At 43.5% G+C, this 20614-nt stretch carries 18 protein-coding genes; 13 read left to right on the top strand and 5 right to left on the bottom strand.

Annotated features, from left to right (window positions below; translation table 11 throughout):
• Positions 1–295: 295 nt before the first annotated feature.
• Genes MHN30_RS03240 through pseB form a run of 4 tightly spaced genes read right to left on the bottom strand, consistent with a single transcriptional unit; the run spans position 296 to position 4478 of the window.
• Positions 296–1444 (bottom strand): Gfo/Idh/MocA family oxidoreductase, encoded by a 1149-nt coding sequence (locus MHN30_RS03240; protein ID WP_239358204.1) that lies wholly within the window; start codon positions 1442–1444, stop codon positions 296–298.
• A gap of 15 nt (positions 1445–1459) precedes the next feature.
• A complete protein-coding gene (locus tag MHN30_RS03245; RefSeq protein ID WP_239358206.1) occupies positions 1460–2341 on the bottom strand; it encodes an aldo/keto reductase in 882 nt (293 codons plus the stop codon).
• The gene (gene pseC / locus MHN30_RS03250) at positions 2338–3480 is read right to left on the bottom strand and encodes a UDP-4-amino-4,6-dideoxy-N-acetyl-beta-L-altrosamine transaminase (protein ID WP_239358216.1); all 1143 of its coding nucleotides are present in this window, start codon (positions 3478–3480) and stop codon (positions 2338–2340) included. Before pseC ends, MHN30_RS03245 begins: the two co-directional genes overlap by 4 nt.
• Positions 3477–4478, bottom strand: a complete 1002-nt coding sequence (pseB, locus tag MHN30_RS03255; RefSeq protein ID WP_039492537.1) for a UDP-N-acetylglucosamine 4,6-dehydratase (inverting) — start codon at positions 4476–4478, stop codon at positions 3477–3479. Before pseB ends, pseC begins: the two co-directional genes overlap by 4 nt.
• A 223-nt stretch (positions 4479–4701) precedes the next feature.
• On the opposite strand from pseB, the gene MHN30_RS03260 reads away from it, so the two are divergent.
• Complete coding sequence (locus MHN30_RS03260; protein WP_039492535.1) at positions 4702–5487, top strand: flagellin; 786 nt, start codon at positions 4702–4704, stop codon at positions 5485–5487.
• A gap of 148 nt (positions 5488–5635) precedes the next feature.
• Positions 5636–7075 carry a sigma-54 dependent transcriptional regulator gene (locus MHN30_RS03265; protein ID WP_239358225.1) on the top strand — a complete coding sequence of 480 codons (1440 nt, stop codon included), beginning with the start codon at positions 5636–5638 and terminating at the stop codon, positions 7073–7075.
• Between the two features lie 268 nt (positions 7076–7343).
• Here the strand turns inward: MHN30_RS03265 and MHN30_RS03270 are convergent, their stop codons facing one another.
• Positions 7344–7943, bottom strand: a complete 600-nt coding sequence (locus MHN30_RS03270) for a DNA-3-methyladenine glycosylase I (RefSeq protein WP_130164492.1) — start codon at positions 7941–7943, stop codon at positions 7344–7346.
• Positions 7944–8179: 236 nt separating this feature from the next.
• Between MHN30_RS03270 and MHN30_RS03275 the strand changes: the two genes are divergently transcribed.
• From MHN30_RS03275 to fliM, 11 genes are all read left to right on the top strand, one after another.
• The gene (locus MHN30_RS03275; protein ID WP_095728221.1) at positions 8180–9280 is read left to right on the top strand and encodes an ATP-binding protein; all 1101 of its coding nucleotides are present in this window, start codon (positions 8180–8182) and stop codon (positions 9278–9280) included.
• A complete protein-coding gene (locus tag MHN30_RS03280) occupies positions 9277–10656 on the top strand; it encodes a sigma-54 dependent transcriptional regulator (protein ID WP_239358227.1) in 1380 nt (459 codons plus the stop codon). The genes MHN30_RS03275 and MHN30_RS03280 overlap by 4 nt, the downstream gene beginning before the upstream one ends.
• A gap of 257 nt (positions 10657–10913) precedes the next feature.
• Entirely contained in the window at positions 10914–11246 is a 333-nt protein-coding gene (fliE, locus tag MHN30_RS03285) for a flagellar hook-basal body complex protein FliE (protein WP_010369155.1), read from the top strand.
• Positions 11247–11266: 20 nt separating this feature from the next.
• On the top strand, positions 11267–12985 hold the full coding sequence (gene fliF / locus MHN30_RS03290) for a flagellar basal-body MS-ring/collar protein FliF (RefSeq protein WP_096040862.1): 1719 nt from the start codon (positions 11267–11269) through the stop codon (positions 12983–12985).
• Entirely contained in the window at positions 12978–14018 is a 1041-nt protein-coding gene (gene fliG / locus MHN30_RS03295; RefSeq protein WP_010369151.1) for a flagellar motor switch protein FliG, read from the top strand. The genes fliF and fliG overlap by 8 nt, the downstream gene beginning before the upstream one ends.
• 3 nt (positions 14019–14021) lie before the next feature.
• Positions 14022–14837, top strand: a complete 816-nt coding sequence (fliH, locus tag MHN30_RS03300) for a flagellar assembly protein FliH (RefSeq protein WP_239358229.1) — start codon at positions 14022–14024, stop codon at positions 14835–14837.
• Between the two features lie 72 nt (positions 14838–14909).
• The gene (gene fliI, locus MHN30_RS03305; protein ID WP_017218040.1) at positions 14910–16241 is read left to right on the top strand and encodes a flagellar protein export ATPase FliI; all 1332 of its coding nucleotides are present in this window, start codon (positions 14910–14912) and stop codon (positions 16239–16241) included.
• Complete coding sequence (gene fliJ / locus MHN30_RS03310; RefSeq protein ID WP_010606358.1) at positions 16241–16687, top strand: flagellar export protein FliJ; 447 nt, start codon at positions 16241–16243, stop codon at positions 16685–16687. Before fliI ends, fliJ begins: the two co-directional genes overlap by 1 nt.
• Positions 16688–16829: 142 nt before the next feature.
• The gene (locus MHN30_RS03315) at positions 16830–18917 is read left to right on the top strand and encodes a flagellar hook-length control protein FliK (protein ID WP_239358239.1); all 2088 of its coding nucleotides are present in this window, start codon (positions 16830–16832) and stop codon (positions 18915–18917) included.
• A gap of 43 nt (positions 18918–18960) precedes the next feature.
• Positions 18961–19485: a flagellar basal body-associated protein FliL gene (gene fliL, locus MHN30_RS03320; protein ID WP_039492515.1), complete on the top strand. Its 525-nt coding sequence runs from the start codon at positions 18961–18963 to the stop codon at positions 19483–19485.
• A 10-nt stretch (positions 19486–19495) separates the two neighbouring features.
• The gene (fliM, locus tag MHN30_RS03325) at positions 19496–20590 is read left to right on the top strand and encodes a flagellar motor switch protein FliM (protein WP_010369125.1); all 1095 of its coding nucleotides are present in this window, start codon (positions 19496–19498) and stop codon (positions 20588–20590) included.
• The last annotated feature ends 24 nt before the right edge of the window (positions 20591–20614 follow it).

Genomic DNA, 20614 nt, shown 5'->3' on the forward strand with positions numbered 1-20614 from the left:
AAACTGGAAGGCCGATTGCACGTTTACGGCTGGCTTTGAGGCTACACGATGTAAAAGCACTATTATGTTCAGCACAAGGTGAGCTACAAAAGATAGGTTGAACAACACCTTATGCAAGGGGGAGATATCCCGAAAGTGATTTTTATTTTAGTGGTATGAAGAGCTAAACCGAAGGTAAAAGTCGTTAGCAAAGCTTGGCTCATTCAGAACTCAAGAGCGAAGTGTTTGATGCAATTGGCTGAAAATTTATTCCCTAAAATTGATTAGGGAATAAATAAGGTCTATTGAAACGATATTAATTCGCTATTTTTTCCCAAGTACCAGAGTGTACAGATTCTTTGGCGGCTTTAAATAGGCACAGACCTGCTTTAGCTTGCTCTAGGCCAAATACGTAGTCATTGCTTTTCTTTTCACCTTCCAGATATAAGCATAGCTCGTGGTGTATATCTGCGTATAGGTTAGCGAATGCTTCGACAAACCCGGTAGGGTGGCCTGGCTTCATACGGTTATACCGAAATTGACCTGCGTACTCACATTGCCCAGCGCGGTCCAAAATTTCTCTGCGGCCATCATTATAGTTGAGTTCAAGTTCATCTGGGTTGAGTTGATACCAAAACGCACTCCCTTTTTCACCATAAATGCGCACTTTTAAGCCATTCCTATGTCCTATTGCTGTCTTAGACATCCACATACTACCTTTAATATTACATGGATATTTTAATAGCATATGTACATCATCTACTAAATTTGGGTACTGCGAGTGATTCGCAAATTCTGCTATGGTTTCGTTTGGTTCAATGTCGAGCAAGTAAGTGGACAAGTGATGTAAATGAACGCCTAAATCCAAACAAATTGTTGGAACTTCGCTGTCGTGTAAGCGCCAAGCCTGAGGGCTAGAAGCTTTCCCCGCAATATCTGGAGGTCTACGAAAACCCTCTTGAGGCATCTCTAAATGAACTTTCTGTATGGTTCCCAGCTTATCGTGCTTAATCAGATGCTTTAGCTCTCTGATCATGGCATAACCTGAATAGTTATAGGTAACTGCTAAGAAGTGCTTACTGGCGTTATAAGTCTTCTCGAGAGTTGCTATTTCAAGTGGGCCGCAAACTAATGATTTTTCGCAAATTACGGGTATATCTTGCTCCAACAAAGTTGTGAGAACTTCGATATGGTGGGGTGTAGGTGTCAGTATAACAAATGCATCTACGTTACTTTTCTCTTTTTTTATAAGCTCTTTCCAGCAACGATAAGTGCGTTGCTCTGATATACCCCAGCGATTTGAGGTTGCAATGTTTTGTTCCGTATCTCGTGAAAAAGCACCAGCAACAACGGTGAATTTGTTGTCGAGTTGAGTGGCTGCAAAGTGTACATAACCGACAGCTGAATTATTGCCACCACCAATGAACGCAAGCTTTAGTGGGGACTGTTTTGTCTTCATTTGCATTTTAATTCCTATTCGTTATGGCCACAGTGCGGGGTTGGTTAACGCTAAATCATCCACACTCAAATCTGGCAAGTCACTTGAAGCTATGTGAATCGCATTCTCAAAAGCTGATAGTATGTCAGTAAGCTCTCGAGCCTTATTTACTCCAACAACACAGTGATCTATCGCTTTTTGCTGTAATACATAAGCGAGGCTAATAACTAACTTGGAGGTATTGAAGGTCTCTGCGAGTTTTGAAATCTGTTCAAGGTTGCTTATCCAAGTCTTGAAGTAAGGCGGTACTTTGTCAGATTCCATCAAAAGCAACCCCTGTAGAAATATACTTCGAGCATGAACTTCAATTCCTCGTTGTCGGAATTGAGCTAACCATCCTGTCTGTTCAAAGTATCTGTCCAATACATTGTATGGTAGTTGAACTAGATCAAGCTGATAAAGTGATAAGAGCTGTTTACAGTCAGCATTGGCATACATCGATACACCTAGCTTTGAAATTTTTTTTTCACTTTGGAGGGCTGTTAGTCTTTGCCAGATTGCTTCTACTCCGGGCTTTAGGAGATCTGCACTTTGGTGAAATAACACGCCGTGTAAAGAGTCGGCGCCGAGTTCCTCAAAAGCACTTTCAATATATTGCAGGTAATGGTCTACATCCGACTTTTCGAAGTAAGCTTTGTTGAGCGGAGGAAGTTTCGTGATCAGATTGAAATCACGTTTGGCTACATGATGATCGTTTAGGACGTTGTGACTATTGCCGTAACCGATAGCAGTATCAATCAAGTTGATATTATTTTTTTCAGCAATCTCTAGAATTTGAGCCACTTCTGCTGTGCCCGGTCTGCCATCAAAATTACTCACTCCATAATCTAAACCAAATTGAACTGTACCTAGTGCTAACTTCATAATAGCTCCGACAATATGGACGAGATGTAAGCAATATCTTGTGTTGTCAAATTAGGGTGTAGAGGCAAAGTAATGGCACGTTTATAGTACGCTTCCGCATTGGGAAAATCACCTTTTTTAAATCCGAGAGATTGGTAAAACGGCTGTAAATGAATCGGGATATAATGGACGTGTGCAAACACTCCCTTATCGCGTAAATGTGTGACCACGTATTTTTGGTCCAAGCCTTCAGGTAGCAGCACGATATAAAGGTGATAGGAGGAGCGACGATTAGATAGCCGAGTTAAATGGCAAAGCTGCTTAGGCAAATTATCACTGTAAATCTCAGCCAACTGGTTTCGCCGAGTGACAAAATCTTCTAGGCGCGACATTTGACTTAGTCCGAGAGCAGCTTGTATATCTGTCAGTCGATAATTAAAGCCTAAAGATTGCTGTTCATAATACCAAGGGCCATGACTTTGCTGGACTAATTCTTTTGGATCAGAGGTAATACCGTGGCTTCTAAATGACTTGGCTCTGTGTGCTAGTTGTCCATGCTTGGTTGTAAGCATGCCTCCTTCAGCACTTGTGACAATCTTTACTGGATGAAAGCTAAATACGCAGATATCACTGTATTTACAGTTTCCTACAGGTTCCCCATTGTAATTCGCACCGATAGCGTGGGAGGCATCCTCTATTACTTTAAATCCATATTTTTTCGACAGTTCAGCAATTTCATACATATCGCAAGGCTGACCTGCAAGGTGCACTGGAATGATAGCTTTGGGTAATTTATTTTCAGATTTTGATTGCTCAAGTTTTTTTGTCAAAGCTTGAATCGACATATTACCCGTTTGGGTGTCTATATCAACAAAGTCGATGCTTGCACCGCAATATAGGGCACAGTTACTACTTGCTACGAATGAGACTGGTGATGTCCAAACGATATCATCTGGACCGATTTCTAATGCTAAGCACGCTATGTGCAAAGCTGAAGTAGCACTATTACATGCGATAGCATGTTCAACATTGCAGTGTTGCGCAACTTTTAACTCAAAATCTTGAACTTTAGGGCCTTGGGTTAGCCAGTCTGACTTTAGAACTTCAATGACAGCATCTATATCATCTTGATTAATATCTTGTCTGCCATATGGGATCATTTAATTGCCTCAATGTTAAATGCCAATATTTCTTCAACAGACATATAATCAGGGTTATCGAGAGAGTTAAATTCGAAGTTAGTACTAACAGGGTGGCCTTTTTCGCCAATTGCGTTGATCGTAAAGTCGTTACTTCGACTACTGAACTTTATACCTGGAGCGATAACGAAATGATCGTCATATTCAAAAGTATCAAAGCATAAGTCTGCAGGACACATTACTTCGTGAAGTTTTTCGCCTGGACGTATACCAATAATTTTCTGCGGTAAGTTGGGGGCCATCGCGGTCGCCAAATCCGTAATCTTTATGGAAGGTATCTTTGGAACGAAGATTTCACCACCTAGCATCCGCTCAAAATTCTTTAGTACAAAGTCAACCCCTTGCTGCAGGCTTATCCAAAAACGGGTCATTTCAGGATGTGTGATAGGAATGTGATCTTTACCTTCATCAATGAACTTTTGAAAGACAGGAACTACAGAGCCTCTGGAGCAGACAACATTGCCATAACGGACAACGGAAAAAAGAGTTTTATGTCCACCTGCAATATTGTTCGCAGCGACGAAGAGTTTATCTGATGCGAGCTTCGTAGCACCGTATAAATTAATTGGATTTGCTGCTTTATCTGTAGAAAGTGCGATAACCTTTTCTACATCATTATCTAAAGCGGCTTCAATCACATTTTCAGCCCCATTAATATTGGTTTTAATACACTCCATAGGATTATATTCAGCAGCAGGAACTTGTTTCAATGCAGCGGCATGAATGACGTAGTTGACGCCTTGCATTGCTCTTCGTAACCTATCTTTATCTCGTACATCTCCGATAAAGTATCGCATGCAGCGTTGATTAAACTCTTGTTGCATCTCAAACTGTTTTAACTCATCTCGAGAAAAGATAATGATTTTTTTAGGCTTGTATCTCTCGAGCAAAGTTTTTACATATTTTTTGCCAAAAGAGCCTGTGCCGCCGGTTATTAAAATGGTTTTATTATCAAACATAGGGTGTCCACCTACAGGTGCAATCAAAACTTTACAGTATCGAGTATCGAAACTGCTCTAGATATCTCACCGATACAATAAATTAGCTACTACTCAATACTTTATATCACTTCTATGTGTTTTGCAGTATTTATGCCAGTCATTGCAGGAAATTTAACGGCTATGGTGACTTTTTGCTCACAATAGCGTAGATTTAACCTAATGATAGTGAATGGGGGTATATATGAAAATCCAATCACAAAGTACTGCTTTTTTTAATCGCACGGAGCAGACTGCTAATAAACTCAATCAACAGCTGGCTTCTGGTAAGAAGGTTAATTCTGCTGCAGACGATGCTGCGGCTTTGCAGATCATTAATCGTTTGACGTCTCAACAGGACGGCTACAGTCAATCTATTCGTAACGCATATGATGGTATCTCGTATTCGCAAACCGCTGACTCGGCATTGTCTGGAGTGAATGATGCGGTTTCCCGGATTAGAGAATTATCGATTCAAGCCGGTAATGGGGCGTTGACAGATAGTGACCGTCAAGCATTGCAAGAGGAAGTATCGCAGTTGCAAACGCAAATCAGCGAAACGTTTGAAAATACTACATTTGGTGGCGCACAAATTTTTGACGGTGAGTCTCGTAGTTTTCAGGTAGGTCCCGACGCTAATACCACTCAGTCGCTACAGCAGACTGATGGTGGTTTTGCCAGTGCAATATTGAGTGTAGACATTTCGACGCAGGCGGGCGCACAAGCTGCCATTGATGCGGCAGATACAGTCTCTGAGGATTTAAACAGCCAACGCGCGGAGCTTGGCGCATTTGAAAATGCGGTATCTAGTACAATTCGCTCTGCAAGTAACCAACGTGAGAACATTGCGGCGAGCCAAAGTCGAATTCAAGACACCGATTACGCGCAAGCGGTGAGCGATCAAGTTGCCAACGATATTTTATCGCAAGCTTCTATTGCTTTGCGTGGTCAAGCTAATCAGTCTGCATCATCGGTACTAGGTTTATTATAAATTAATACCAAAGTATTGATATAGAACAGCTCTAGTGGCGATTTTTTGGCGTTAATGTCAAAAAGTTGCCACTTAGGTATTGCATCCCCCTTAATCTCTCTTACAATCTAACTATTGAAAAAATTTTAAGTAGATTGGTTCTCAAGCAATGGTCTTGATCTTAGATAACAACAACAAAAGAGCGATCGGATTAGGTGCGGCACTTAGTTTTGTCGGTCAAGCAAATGAAGTGCTGGCCGAAGAGCGTTATGAGCCCAAGATCCTTGATAACAACCAAGAACCAATTTTTGTGCTAGGCGCTTTGCAAAGCTTAACACACGAAGCGTTGATAAAATCTCATCCCGCCGTCCCGTTTTTATTAATAGGTGAAACGCTCAGGCCGCTACTTGCATTACCGAATGTAATAGGGCTTATCACCGAACCCTTTGGGCAAGAAGTCACGATGCAATTGCTACATGACTGTCAGCAATATTTACGTATGCTTCCAAATAAAGAGAACAAGCTACTAAATAAGAGCTTTGATGGTTTAGTTGGGGAAACCGAAGCGGTTAAAAACGTTCGTTTCTTGATTTCTCAAGTGGCTAAAACCGACGCCAATGTCCTTATTTTGGGTGAATCGGGAACCGGTAAGGAAGTGGTTGCACGTAACGTACACTTATTGTCTAAACGTGCACAGGGACCATTTGTGCCAGTTAACTGTGGTGCTATCCCTGGGGAGTTGTTAGAAAGCGAGCTTTTTGGTCATGAAAAAGGCGCGTTTACTGGCGCGATTTCAGCCAGAAAAGGGCGTTTTGAACTGGCGCAAGGAGGTACGCTTTTTCTCGATGAAATCGGTGATATGCCACTGCAAATGCAGGTGAAATTGTTACGAGTTTTACAAGAACGCACCTATGAACGAGTAGGGGGCACAAAGCCGATTCAGGCGGATGTTCGTGTGATTGCCGCAACGCACCGTAATCTTGAAACCATGATTGAAAACGGCAAGTTTCGCGAAGACTTATTTTATAGACTCAATGTATTCCCCATTGAAAACCCCTCTTTAAACGAGCGTGCGGAAGATATTGCGCTACTGCTAAAAGAACTAACACGTAGAGTAAATGAACAAACGGGCAATTCGGTTAAGTTTACGGATAGAGCCGTAGACAGCTTAAAGTCGCACGCTTGGCCTGGGAATATTCGAGAGCTTGCAAACCTTGTGGAACGAATGGTGATTATGTTCCCAGACAAGGTTGTCGATGTGACTGATTTACCACAAAAGTACCGCTATATAGAAGTCGAAGCGTTTGAGCCTGAATATCCAGAAGAACTTTTGGAAAAAGATGCCTTCAACGAACTATTTAGCGATGGTTTTAGTGACGATGAAGAGGATATGGTAGCAGAAGATTTTGCGCCGCAAGCATCGAATGTTGGCTTACTGCCGGACGAGGGGATAGAGTTAAAAGAATATTTAGCAGAGCTTGAAATTGATTTGATCACTCAAGCTTTAGAGCGCTACGATTATGTGGTTGCTCGCGCGGCTGAAATCTTGGGCGTTCGCCGTACAACATTAGTTGAGAAGATGAAAAAGTATAATCTCAATCGTGATTGATAGTTCATCAATTACTACCTAACCTGAACTCGGGATAAGAAGTAAGTTAATCCACTAAAATCACTAAATTCAAAAGCGAAGTATCACTCTAGCCAGAAGTTATTTCTTAATACAAGGCAAATTTGTGCGTCAATAGCTGGCCTATTGTAAGCAAATTTAACGCAGTAGTAAGGGGTAACAGCTGCTAGAGAACAAGTTGTTATTCCAAGTTCAGGTTACCTAATCAACTCAACAAGGCCGCTTAATACGCGGCCTTGTGTTTTATTGTTTAAAGTCGAGTAAAATCCAAGTCTTGATAACTGGCAATAATGGTTTGTTTGCAAAAACAGTTATCGGCATGGTCGTTAACCATGCCGCAAGCTTGCATATGTGCATACACGGTCGTTGAGCCTAAAAACTTAAATCCACGTTTTTTTAAGTCCTTGGCAAATTTGTCGCTGAGTTCACTGGTGGCAACGGCATCGTGTTTGTCATGTATGGGATTGATAACAGGCTTGTAATTAACAAATTGCCACTGGTATTTTGCAAAGCTGCCAAACTCTTGCTGAATTTCAATAAATCGCTTAGCGTTGTTTATCGTGGCTGCGATTTTTGCACGGTTTCTGATAATTCCGTCAAATGCTAATAGCCGCTCGACATCTTGCTCTGTCATCTGGCTCACTTTGTGTACATCAAAATCGTGGAATGCTTTTCTATAGCCTTCACGTTTTTTCAAAATGGTATACCAGCTTAAGCCAGCTTGTGCAGATTCCAATGTGATAAACTCAAACAAGCTCTGGTCATCTAGTACAGGTCTTCCCCATTCCTTATCATGGTATTCAACATAATCGGGTTTGCTCTCGTCTACCCAGCCGCATCGTATTGTCATTGTTGGCTCTCTTCTATCTAATTGTGAGTATGAATAAGCTAAATGATTTACTACGCCAACTACTCATTGCGGCATCACATTTGGCTTTCAAAAACTCTAGCATAATGCTGTATATAAAAACAGTGTCAATAAATTGATATTGTTAAGTGTTATGTAACTCTATGTTTTAAATGGAATATAAAGTTGGATCGTTTTTTGCTTTTATCCATTGAGTTTATTTTTAAGAGAGCGGAAAAATGGCATTAGCACATGTTATTAATCCACAATTTGTACCAACGACGAATCGCTACAACCCCTGTTTGCTGCAAGAAGCCTACGTAGGTGAGCTAAGCGACCTTAGGCAGCAGGCGAGTTGGTTAAGTCATCTTGTTGATACTATGCCTGCGGGTGTCGTGGTACTTGATGGTCAAGGTATGATTGCCAAGGCAAATCAAATCGCGATGGATATGTTGGGTGAACCACTCGAAGGTGAAAAGTGGTTTAGCGTTATTCAGCGTTCATTTCGACCACAGCAGGACGATGGTCATGAAGTCTCTCTTAAAGATGGCAGAAGAATTAAGTTAGATATAACCGCGCTAACACCAGAACCTGGGCAACTTATTTTAATGACAGATCTCACCGAGACGCGCCGGCTTCAAAGCCGTGTTGCGCATATGCAAAGGTTAAGTGCGTTAGGAAAAATGGTTGCTTCATTGGCGCATCAAGTGCGTACGCCGTTATCGGCTGCGATGTTATATGGTGCAAATCTTGGTGCAGCTAATCTTCCTTCGGCTTCTCGAGAAAAGTTTCACGATAAGTTGATGTCTCGGCTAAAAGACTTAGAAAGCCAAGTTAATGACATGCTGCTGTTTGCTAAAAGCGGTGAACAACAAGTGGTTGAGCGAGTGTCAATGCAACAATTATTAAGTGAAGTCAAAGCGGGTGCTGACGCTATGGTTGAGCTTAACCAAGCAAAATTGGAAGCATTTTTACCCGAGCCAGATATCGAAATATTAGGTAATCGTACTGCGCTTGCAAGTGCGATCCAAAACCTGATCCACAACAGTATTCAAATAATTGGCAGTGCGGCACACATTGAACTTAATGCAGAGCGCGAGCCGTGTGGCGAGTATGTACGTATCTCAGTTGTTGATAATGGACCTGGCATCGATGAAACCTTAGTAGACAAGTTGTTTGAACCATTTTTTACAACTAAGTCGCAGGGGACTGGGCTAGGACTTGCGGTGGTTAATTCGGTCGCTAACGCGCACAAAGGGTTTGCGCAGGCAGACAATGTTGAAGGTAAGGGTGCGCGTTTTAGCTTGGTACTACCACTAATTGAGGCGGAGGAACTATGAGTAACAGAGTTTTAGTTGTCGAAGATGATGCTGGTTTAAGAGAAGCACTCATCGATACATTGCAGCTTTCAAATATCGAGTGCGTAGAAGCAAGTTGTGCGGAACAAGCCGTTTTATTGCTAAAGCAGGAAACCTTTTCTTTGGTGGTGAGTGATGTGCAAATGGGTGCCATGAGTGGGCTTGACTTGTTAAAGACCATTAAACTCAACTATCCCGAATTACCGGTATTGATGATGACAGCATACGCGACCATTGATGATGCGGTTGAAGCGATGAGATTGGGTGCCATCGACTATATGGCTAAGCCATTTGCGCCTGAAGTATTGCTCAATATGGTTGGACGTTATCTACCTGAGAAGGAAAAAGAGACAGACGGCCCCATTGTTGCCGATCCAAAGAGTATTAAACTACTTGAACTGGCTGCAAAAGTAGCTAAGTCGGATGCCAGCGTTATGGTACTTGGACCGAGCGGTTCAGGTAAAGAAGTGTTGGCTCGCTATATTCACGATAAATCCGACAGAGCAGACGAGCCTTTTATCGCAATTAACTGCGCTGCAATCCCAGAAAATATGCTCGAAGCGACCCTGTTTGGTTACGAAAAGGGGGCATTTACAGGTGCCATTCAGGCGTGTCCAGGTAAGTTTGAACAAGCACAAAAGGGAACGATTTTGCTTGATGAGATCACAGAGATGGATTTGGGATTACAAGCAAAATTACTTCGCGTGTTACAAGAGCGGGAAGTAGAGCGTTTAGGCAGTAGAAAAACCATTTCACTGGACGTCAGAGTGTTGGCAACCAGTAACCGCGATTTAAAAGAAGCGGTGGAGGATGGGGTATTTAGAGAAGATTTATATTATCGCCTCAATGTTTTCCCGCTAGAGTGGTTGTCACTGAAGGATAGAGCGGGTGATATCGCGGTGTTAGCCGAGCATTTGTTGGTAAGACATACGCAAAAAGCAGGCAAGCCAACACCTATATTAAGCAGCGGTGCAAAGCACAAGCTCAGTTCGCACAGTTGGCCTGGAAACGTAAGAGAGCTAGATAACGTTATTCAACGTGCCCTGATTTTGTTCCAAGGTAATGAAATTCAAGAAGATGATATTTTTATCGAAAATTTCTCACCGATGGCTTTGATTGAGTCTGCACCACTTGTAAATCATGAAGCATCAGCTTTAATGGAGCGCTCTCAAGGTGAGGATGAGATCATTAGCTATAAAGATGAGTTACAGGATAAAGAACACCAAATTATTTTAGATACACTGGCAAAGTTTAATGGAAAACGTAAAGAGGTGGCGGAGGTATTGGGTATGAGTCCTCGCACACTTCGCTACAAGCTGGCAAAAATGCGAGATTTAGGGATTGCGTTACCCGCTTAGCCTAAGATACCTGAGCTTAAAAACAATGAGTTAGCTTATTTCTTTTCCAAACCTCAGGTTAAGCTTTATCTGTTAATTCAAATTTACTCAGGCGCCTATAAAGATCAGCAGATTTTAGGCGCCTAGTTTTCACTTCTATGCACTGCCAATTTTTCGACATGATTAAAATATTATAAGATGCTGAAAATAAAGGGTTTTAAGTTGGCACGTTTTCTGCTTTATTACAGGTAACTAAGAGTTATTTTGAGTAAAGCATCATGAAAGTACAATCATCAGCGCTATTTCAAGAAATGCAGGCAATGGCTGCAGAAGCGACGAGAAACACACAGCCATCAGTGCAGCCGGTTAAGACTGCGGCATCTTCGTCGGCTCAGTTTGGCGATTTACTCTCAGACGCACTTAATACGGTTCATGGCTTACAACAAGAAGCGAAACAAAAAGTCACCGCTGTTGAAATGGGTGACAGAAGCGTTTCTCTTGCAGAAGCCATGATAGCGAAACAAAAATCGTCGGTCGCTTTTGAGGCAACAGTGCAAGTTCGTAATAAACTTGTTGAGGCCTATAAAGAAATCATGAGCATGCCAGTTTAATTGAGTGACTGTGGAGAGTAATCGTGGCTACTAATCAATCAACAGATCTTACGCTTTCCGATGCAGCGCTGAATAATGACAGCGGTTCGGATGAGCAACAAGAGCAAAAATCAGGCTACTTCAGTGCGCTAAGCGGTGTTGATATGTTGCGCCAGGTTACTCTGGTTATTGCCCTTGCTATTTGTTTAGCAATCGCAATCTTTATTATCATTTGGGCGCGCCAACCAGATATGCGCCCACTTGGTAAATATCCAACAGAAGAACTCGTTGAAACGTTAGACTTTTTAGACCAACAAAAAATTGAATACCAATTAGATGGTAATACCATTTTAGTCGCTGAGTCGGACTATCAAGACATAAAACTACGCATGGCGCGTGACGGTTTTACCCAGTCTCCGAGTTCTGGCACTGATATTCTGATGCAAGATATGGGTTTTGGTGTTAGCCAACGTCTTGAAAGAGAGCGCTTAAAGCATAGCCGTGAGCAACAACTTGCAAGAACAATTGAAGAGTTACAAGACGTAAATCGTGCAAAAGTGTTGCTTGCAATACCAAAAGAAAACGTCTTTGCGCGTCGCGAGAAAAAGCCCTCAGCAACCGTAGTTATTACCCTTAAACGTGGCAAAACGCTTGGCGGCGAAGAAGTTGATTCAATCGTAGACATCGTGGCATCAGCGGTACAAGGCCTAGAACCTTCACGCGTGACCGTCACCGATCAAAACGGTCGTCTACTCAACTCTGGTTCTCAAGACTCTTTAGCTGCACGCTCGAGAAAAGAGTATGAAATCGAACGTAAGCGTGAACAAGAGTATCTAGAAAAAATTGATAGCATCCTGATCCCAACTGTAGGTCTTGGTAACTTTACCGCGCAGGTTGACTTAACGATGGACTTCAGCGCAGTTGAAGAAACGCAAAAACGTTATAACCCAGATTTACCTGCGGTTCGTAGCGAAACGACGTATGAAGAAAATAATATTGGTGGTTTAGCTGTAGGTATTCCGGGGGCACTGACTAATCAACCTCCCATAAACTCGAATATCCCAGAGGTTGCTGGGCAAGGCGGCAATGGTCAAAGTGCAACACCAAGCAGCAATCAAAAAGAAGCAACCCGTAACTATGAGCTGGATACCACTATTAGCCATAAACGCCAGCAAACAGGAGTTATTCGCCGGATCAGTGTGAGTGTGGCCGTTGACTACCTCGCAAAACCTGATGCTGAAGGTAACATGGCAATGGCGCCGCGTACGCAAGAAGAGTTAAATAACATCCGTCGTTTGCTACAAGGTGGTGTGGGCTTTGATATGCAGCGAGGTGATGCGCTAGAGGTAGTGACTGTGCCATTCGTACGTGAAGACCTCACTGAAATGCAAGAGATACCACTTTGGGAGCAAGATTGGTTCCAAAAGACAATCCGTCTTGCAGCAGGTACCTTAGTGATCATTGTGCTAATCTTAGCGGTAGTAAGACCTATGCTTAAGCGTCTAATTTACCCAGATGATACGCTAGAAGATTTTGATGAAGATGCGTTGACCAGTGGTGTAGATTTAGGTGACAGTACACTCGATATGCTAAATAACGAATTCGATGAGTCTGCGGTTGGCTTCTCTTCTGACGGTAGATTACAATTGCCAGACTTACATGGCGACGAGGACTTACTCAAAGCAGTACGTGCCCTAGTTGCTAACGAACCAGAACTCTCATCACAAGTTGTGAAAGCGTGGTTGACAGAAGATGACTGATCAAGAACAAAAACAATTGCCCGCAGCCTTTGACGTTGACAAGCTAGATGGCGTCGACAAGGCTGCCATCTTACTGCTTAGTTTGACTGAAGAAGATGCGGCTCAGATTTTGAAACACTTAGAGCCAAAACAAGTGCAAAAGGTCGGTATGGCAATGGCCTCCATGGATGACCTATCTCAGGCTAAAATAGCAGCTGTGCACAATTTGTTTATCGAACAAATTCAAAGTTTTAGTACAATTGGTTTCCAATCGGAAGATTTCATTAAGAAGGCGCTAACCGCAGCACTTGGTGAAGACAAAGCGGCAAGTCTTATTGACCAAATCGTTATGGGCTCCGGTGCAAAAGGGTTGGATTCGTTGAAGTGGATGGACTCGAAGCAAGTTGCCAATATTATCCGCAACGAACACCCGCAGATCCAAACGATTGTATTGTCTTATCTCGAGCCTGAGCAATCCGCCGAAATCTTGTCTCAGTTTCCTGAGAAAGTACGCTTAGATTTAACAATGCGTATTGCAAACTTAGAAGAAGTACAACCTGCGGCACTGCAAGAACTCAACGAGATCATGGAGAAGCAGTTCGCTGGTCAAGCTGGTGCACAAGCAGCGAAAATGGGTGGCTTAAAAGCCGCTGCAGATATCATGAACTACTTGGATACCAATATTGAAGGTCAGTTGATGGATTCAATCCGAGAACATGACGAAGAAATGTCGCAACAAATTCAAGACCTCATGTTTGTGTTTGAAAACTTGATGGATGTCGAAGACAGAGGTATCCAGGCTATTCTGCGTGAAGTACAGCAAGACGTACTGATGAAAGCAATTAAAGGCGCGGACGAATCTTTAAAAGAAAAGATTATGAAGAATATGTCTAAGCGTGCTGCTGAGATGATGCAAGATGACCTTGAGGCTATGCCTCCAGTGCGGATCAGTGAAGTGGAAGCTGCACAAAAAGAAATTTTGGCAACGGCTAGACGTTTGGCTGACTCAGGCGAAATTATGCTTGGTGGCGGTGGTGGTGAGGAGTTCCTATAAACCATGGTCGATAAAAAGTTGTATAAAGGCCGCCCAGTCAGCACCGAAGCGCTGGATGAGTTATTAGAAAACTGGCCTATTCCAGATGTTACGGATAAGCCCGAAAAATTCCGCGGTCGTTCGACCGCATTCGGTACACCGCTTGAAGAGTTGTATACGAAAAAGCAGGCACACCCCGAACCTGAGCCACAAGAGCCTGAATTTCCTACTTTGACCATTGAAGAGTTAGAGCAGATCCGCCAGGACGCCTACGACGAAGGAATAAAGCAAGGCCATGAGCAGGGCTATATTGAAGGCTTTGACAAAGGGGTTTCTGAAGGTAAAGAAGCCGGTTATAAAGAAGGCGTAGAAATAGGTAAAGAAAAGGGACTTGAGGAAGCACAACCGCTTATTGAAGAGAGGATGAAGGCGCTATCCACTATACTAGATGGCATGCAAACGCCACTGAAAAAGGTTGATGATGAGTGTGAAAAGCAGCTGGTTGTACTTGTCAATTTATTGGCGGAGCAGGTTATTTTTAAAGAGCTTAAGACCACGCCTGACCTCATTTTAAACGCGTTGAAAAAAGCAATGGACGCGTTGCCTGTCAAAGATCAAACAGTACGCATCCATCTGCATCCAGAAGATTTGGCCTTAGTGCAAGTCATGTACGGCGAAGAACATATACAATCACAGCATTGGCAGTTACTTCCAGAGCCGACGTTGGACAGAGGTGGCTGCGAGGTGAAAACGCCACAGTCATCCATTGATATGACGCTTAAGAACCGTATTAGCGAAGTGTTGGAATCATTTTTGCAAGATAGCGGTATAAACCAATAATACTGCACTGTTATCTAGATAAGCGAAGCAATCAAATCAGGATAACGATGCCTTCCTAAGGTAATTGCGAACATGTCGACATCTGCTGCTATGAGCGAGCGCATCAGTAAGTATCAGAAATTTATTAAACCATATGGGGTTGCGGTTGCAGGCAGCCTCACCCGTGTGGTTGGCCTCACCCTTGAAGCTAGGGGGCTAAGTGCTCCCGTCGGCAGCCAATGTAAAATCGAGACACTGGGCGGTTTTATTGATGCAGAAGTCATCGGTTTCAATCAAGAAACGCTTTACCTTATGCCAAACGATCATATTACAGGCGTCCTTCCTGGAGCGCGAGTGATCCCAAAAGTTAAGGATGCTGGATTACCTGTCGGAATGGGTCTACTTGGCCGCGTGGTTGACGGACTTGGTAGGCCACTAGATGGCCTTGGAGCCATTGACGCTGAGAAGCATCTGAAATTTGCCGCAGCGCCCATTAACCCACTTGCAAGGCGTCCAATCGACTCACCAATGGACGTAGGTGTACGCGCGATAAATTCGATCGTGACAGTGGGTCAAGGCCAACGTATGGGTCTGTTTGCAGGGAGTGGTGTGGGTAAATCGGTACTGCTTGGCATGATGACACGAGGCAGTGAGGCGGATGTTATCGTCGTTGGCTTGGTCGGTGAACGCGGTCGTGAGGTGAAAGAATTTATTGATGAGATTTTGGGCGTCGAGGGTAGACGCCGCTCCGTCGTGGTTGCCGCTCCCGCCGATGCCTCACCGCTGATGCGCTTAAAAGGCTGTGAGAGTGCAGTGACTATTGCGGAGTATTTCCGCGATCAAGGATTAAACGTACTGTTATTACTGGATTCGGTGACGCGTTATGCCATGGCACAGCGTGAGATAGCGCTTGCGGTTGGTGAGCCGCCAGCCACAAAAGGATATCCGCCTTCCGTGTTTGCAAAGCTCCCAGCATTGGTTGAGCGCGCAGGTAATGGTGGTGAAGGACAAGGCTCAATTACCGCATTCTTTACGGTATTGAGTGAAGGTGATGATATGCAAGACCCCATTGCCGATGCTGCTCGAGCTATTTTGGATGGTCATATTGTGTTATCACGAGAGCTTGCCGATAGTGGTCATTATCCAGCGATAGATATTGAAAAGTCCATTAGTCGAGTCATGCCTCAAGTGGTATCAGAGGCACATATGCAGCAAGCCAGAGTGCTCAAACAAGTCTATTCAATGTACCAGCAAAATAAAGACATGATCACCTTAGGTGCTTATCAACGTGGCAGTGATCAGATGTTAGATCAGGCGATAAATATGATGCCTGCGGTGAATAACTTCCTTCAGCAAGGCATGAAAGACGTGATCAATTATGACGAGTGTTTACAAGGCCTCGCTAAGCTACTAGGACAAGCATAATGGCAAATAACAAACTGACTTTATTGCTTAAGCTAGAAAAAGACAAAGAAGATAGCCTTCGAGCGAACTTTGTTCAAGCCCAGCAGCACTTAGCAACAAACCAACAACGGTTATCGGGACTAAACGATTTTCGTCTGGAATACAGCATGCAGCTTCATAGTAAAGCACAAGTTGGTCTGTCTAGTGGCGGATTCAATCAATATCATAACTTTATTAATAAGATTGAGCAGGCAATTGATCAGCAAGCAAAAACGGTCAACACCGCGAAGCAGGTGGTTGAACAACGTCGCAAGCTATGGCTAGCGCAACAGGCTAAAACGAAGGCAATTGAAAAGCTTATCGAGAAGCAAGCCCTCGCGAAGCAAACTCGTCTTGCCAAAGCAGAGCAAAAGATGCTTGATGAGTTTGCAACGAATCAGTTTGTACGAAGAGAGCGTGCTTGGTAAGTTGGCTCGAAATATGCTTCGTAATAATTAGCGTTTTATTATTTAGGTAGTTCACTCGTAAAAGTCACTAATATTCATAGTGTTGGTTTTTAACGGTGTATTACAACGGCAGGACATTGCCACTTTATGAGGTAGCTTTAAGATGAATCTAATGCTTGCATCCATGCTGCAACGAGGCAGTAACGAGGTTGATATTAAAGAAAAATCCCAAGATATGGATGCTGAGGGTTCTGAGGGCGGCTCTGGGTTTAGTGCTTTAATGGCTGAGCTAGCGGAACAAGAGAGTGCAAGCAAGCAGGTAAAAGAATCTGCAGATCCTGTAACCTTAGATCTGGATGCGCCAATAGATAGCGAAGTCGCATCAGATGATGCTCCGCAGGCAGATAGTAAAGCACAAGCCTCTTCTTCTAAGCAGCAAGGAGAAGTACCAACTTCTACTGTTAGCTACACTGACAAAGGTCAGGTAGTTGTGGACAAACCGCTTCCTGATCTCCCGGATAATGACTTGTATGCTCAGATCAACGCTGCAAAACAGCAGAGCACTTCATTGAGCCAATCCCCAACAGCAATTGCGCAATCAGTCAAAGAAGCATTGGGCAATGCTTCTTTGACTGATGAAGAGGTTGTAGCTAGCGATAGTGCGCCATCTCAGGAGCCGCTACAAGACGAAGCCAGTCCACTCATTCGAGGGGGGAAAGGCCAAACTGAAAACGCCGGCACTAAAACAAATACTTTGCTACAACCAACCGTTTCTTTGGATAGTCAAGACGCAGACGGTGAGGTTGCTAAACCTTCGTTAAGAAACGACAGCGCAGAGACTGAAGAGCAAATATTACAGCCTAAGTTGCAAAAGGATACTGGCACTCAAGCCTTGGTTACCAATACAAACGTAGAAAAGCGGGATCTAGGTGCTGATAAGTCAGTTGGGACTCAAGTTGAAGATGAGTCTGAAACCGCGCAACTGAAAGAACTCTTAGCCGCTAAGAAATCAGAGCTTGCTCAATCGGTTTCCTCATCTGAAGCTAAGCAATCAGAGACAAAGCAAATCGTCTCTGAGGCTAGTACACAAACTGCGAAAGACAAAAACGCAGTAAGTACAAAAAGCACTACAGATGTGCAAACCATGGTAGAAAAGTTGACCGTACAGCAACAACAAGAATTAAAAGCCGTGATGGCTGGTAAGCTGGATATTTACGATGCGTCACCGGCTGTACAAAAAGCCGTAGCTCAGTTAATTGGTAAAGGTGTTGATATCGCAAATGTACAGCCGTTTAAAGCATTTGTGCCATCCTCTGTCGTAACACAAACTTCAACAAACACGCCGCAAGAAGCTGCTACAGATGTTAAAAATACTACTCAAGCGTCTTTTAATGTAAATAGCACGCAAGAAAAGTCTAACAATAGTGAGCAGCAGGCTGTGGTAGTTAAAGAGGGTGAACGTGCTGAAAAAAATATAGCTGTAAATAAATTGACTAGCGATGAAAAGTTGGCTGCAGAGAAGCAGAGTTCAGAAAAACAGAACTTAGAAAAACAAATAAGTGAAAAGGTAGTTGATAAAGAAAATAGTAAGCTGATGCAAGCGGAAGCAAGCATCGCGAAAGAGGCTGTCAAAAATGAGCGTCAATCGGCCAATACCGCAACAGCGATACCAACTCCAGCTAAGCCTGAAGCAAGCCCTGTAAGTGCATCGCAAGACACAAGCTCACTAAACCAAACATTGAAAGAAGTTCAGCAAATTCAACAGTCTCAGCCAACAAACCAAAGTACAACACAGACAAAACAAGCAACAGATGCTAATCTTCAACAGGCGATTAACATAGCGCGTCAAGATGCGGCTAAAGAGCTTCATCAACGGGTAGGGCTGATGCTTAATCTTAACAATAAAGAAGCTGAAATTCGCTTAGACCCGCCAGAGCTAGGGGCGATGCAAATTCGGATAAAAAGCGATGCAGAGCAGGCTCAAGTGAATATTGTGGTGCAAAATCAGCAAGCTAAAGAGTTGTTAGAGCAATCACTTCCAAGACTAAGAGAAATGTTAGCTGAGCAGGGTATTGAGCTGGGTGACAGCCAAATATCACATCAGCAAGGTGGAAATACTGAATCAGAGTCGCAAACTGCTGGTGGCAATGCGAGTGGACAGCAAACTCTAGGTGATGAATTGGGGGGGTCTGATAATTCACAATCGCCGCAAAAGAGAAATACTGATTCTGCAATAGATTACTATGCCTAACACCTGCTATTATTGTAATTAATAAAGATCATAAGGGCTTGCTATGGCTGAAGAAACCGACTTAGAAATAGAAGAAACGGGTGGTTCTAAGAAAAAGCTGATTATCATTATTGCCGCGGCGGTATTGGTACTCGGCGGTGTCGCAGGGTTTTTCTTATTTTCAGGCTCAGACGCACCAGAAGAATCCCTTGCGGAAGAAACAACAGCAAGCGAAGTTAAAGCGGAGCAAGGTAGCGCTGCGCAAATGGGGAGCGCACTGTACGTTGCTATGCCTCGCCCTTTTGTTTTTAATGTGCCAGGTGCCAGTCGCGATAGAATCGTGCAAATTAAAGTTCAGCTGTTGGTTCGCGGTGATGTTAATGAGGAAGTAGCAAAGAAGCATATTCCCTTGATTGAAGGTACTTTACTGAGCGTGTTTTCAACGACTACGGCTGATGAGCTAAGTACGAGTGCAGGTAAAGAAACTTTGCGCTTAACGGCGCTAGATAAAGTCCAAGCTGCGATGGAAGGGGTTGAAGGTAGCAAAGTAATCGAACGTGTGTTGTTTACTGGCTTTGTAATGCAATAAGGTAGTATTTGTGAGCGATTTATTATCCCAAGACGAAATTGATGCGCTACTCCATGGTGTAGATGAAGTCGAAGAAGACGAAATCGGCGACGGTGGTGACGGCGAAGGTGCAGGTGCCTTACAGTATGACTTTTCGTCTCAAGATAGGATTGTGCGTGGGCGAATGCCGACGCTTGAAATCGTTAATGAACGATTTGCCCGCCATATGCGGATAAGCCTTTTTAACATGATGCGCCGCACCGCTGAGGTCTCTATCAATGGCGTACAAATGCTGAAATTTGGCGAATATATCCATACTCTATTCGTTCCTACCAGCTTGAATATGGTGCGCTTTAGACCGCTAAAAGGTACTGGCCTGATAACCATGGAAGCGCGTCTGGTCTTTATTCTTGTAGACAACTTTTTTGGTGGGGATGGTCGTTATCATGCCAAGATAGAGGGGCGTGAGTTTACACCAACGGAACGTCGTATCGTGCAGATGCTCCTTAAAATCATCTTTGAAGATTACAAAGAAGCCTGGGCGCCGGTGATGGATGTGTCATTTGAATACCTCGACTCAGAGGTGAACCCAGCGATGGCTAACATTGTGTCACCGACAGAAGTGGTGGTGATTAGCTCTTTTCACATCGAGTTAGACGGTGGAGGGGGCGATTTCCATATTTCACTGCCTTACTCTATGTTGGAACCTATTCGAGAGTTACTCGATGCTGGTGTTCAATCAGATACTGAAGATACCGATCTGCGTTGGAGTAAGGCGCTTCGTGATGAGATTATGGATGTAGAAGTTGAGATTTCTTCCCAGCTACTGGAAGTTGACTTATCGCTTGAGCAAATAATGAAGCTTCAAGCTGGTGATGTTATTCCTGTCGAAATGCCAGAACATGTAACGGTTTTTATTGAGGAATTGCCAACGTTTAGAGCAAAAATGGGCCGTTCTCGTGACAATGTCGCGTTACAGATCAGTGAAAAAATTAAACGTCCAGAATCAGTTAAGTCTGAGCTTCATGTATTTACCAAAGGTGGTAAAAAGCTCGATTCTGATGCTGAACTGGCAGAATTAGAAGAAGATCTACATCTTTCCGAAGGTGTAGATTTAGATTGGTAGTCGCGGACTTGTATAGGCAAAATC

Origin of the sequence: Pseudoalteromonas sp. OF7H-1 (assembly GCF_022347825.1) — a bacterium.
Classification (GTDB): Bacteria; Pseudomonadota; Gammaproteobacteria; order Enterobacterales; family Alteromonadaceae; genus Pseudoalteromonas; species Pseudoalteromonas maricaloris.

Bases quoted from the DNA above. Each gene is read 5' to 3' on its own strand.
- MHN30_RS03240 (WP_239358204.1), bottom strand. From the start codon at position 1,444: ATGCAAATGAAGACAAAACAGTCCCCACTAAAGCTTGCGTTCATTGGT.
- MHN30_RS03245 (WP_239358206.1), bottom strand. From the start codon at position 2,341: ATGAAGTTAGCACTAGGTACAGTTCAATTTGGTTTAGATTATGGAGTG.
- pseC (WP_239358216.1), bottom strand. From the start codon at position 3,480: ATGATCCCATATGGCAGACAAGATATTAATCAAGATGATATAGATGCT.
- pseB (WP_039492537.1), bottom strand. From the start codon at position 4,478: ATGTTTGATAATAAAACCATTTTAATAACCGGCGGCACAGGCTCTTTT.
- MHN30_RS03260 (WP_039492535.1), top strand. From the start codon at position 4,702: ATGAAAATCCAATCACAAAGTACTGCTTTTTTTAATCGCACGGAGCAG.
- MHN30_RS03265 (WP_239358225.1), top strand. From the start codon at position 5,636: ATGGTCTTGATCTTAGATAACAACAACAAAAGAGCGATCGGATTAGGT.
- MHN30_RS03270 (WP_130164492.1), bottom strand. From the start codon at position 7,943: ATGACAATACGATGCGGCTGGGTAGACGAGAGCAAACCCGATTATGTT.
- MHN30_RS03275 (WP_095728221.1), top strand. From the start codon at position 8,180: ATGGCATTAGCACATGTTATTAATCCACAATTTGTACCAACGACGAAT.
- MHN30_RS03280 (WP_239358227.1), top strand. From the start codon at position 9,277: ATGAGTAACAGAGTTTTAGTTGTCGAAGATGATGCTGGTTTAAGAGAA.
- fliE (WP_010369155.1), top strand. From the start codon at position 10,914: ATGAAAGTACAATCATCAGCGCTATTTCAAGAAATGCAGGCAATGGCT.
- fliG (WP_010369151.1), top strand. From the start codon at position 12,978: ATGACTGATCAAGAACAAAAACAATTGCCCGCAGCCTTTGACGTTGAC.
- fliH (WP_239358229.1), top strand. From the start codon at position 14,022: ATGGTCGATAAAAAGTTGTATAAAGGCCGCCCAGTCAGCACCGAAGCG.
- fliI (WP_017218040.1), top strand. From the start codon at position 14,910: ATGTCGACATCTGCTGCTATGAGCGAGCGCATCAGTAAGTATCAGAAA.
- fliJ (WP_010606358.1), top strand. From the start codon at position 16,241: ATGGCAAATAACAAACTGACTTTATTGCTTAAGCTAGAAAAAGACAAA.
- MHN30_RS03315 (WP_239358239.1), top strand. From the start codon at position 16,830: ATGAATCTAATGCTTGCATCCATGCTGCAACGAGGCAGTAACGAGGTT.
- fliL (WP_039492515.1), top strand. From the start codon at position 18,961: ATGGCTGAAGAAACCGACTTAGAAATAGAAGAAACGGGTGGTTCTAAG.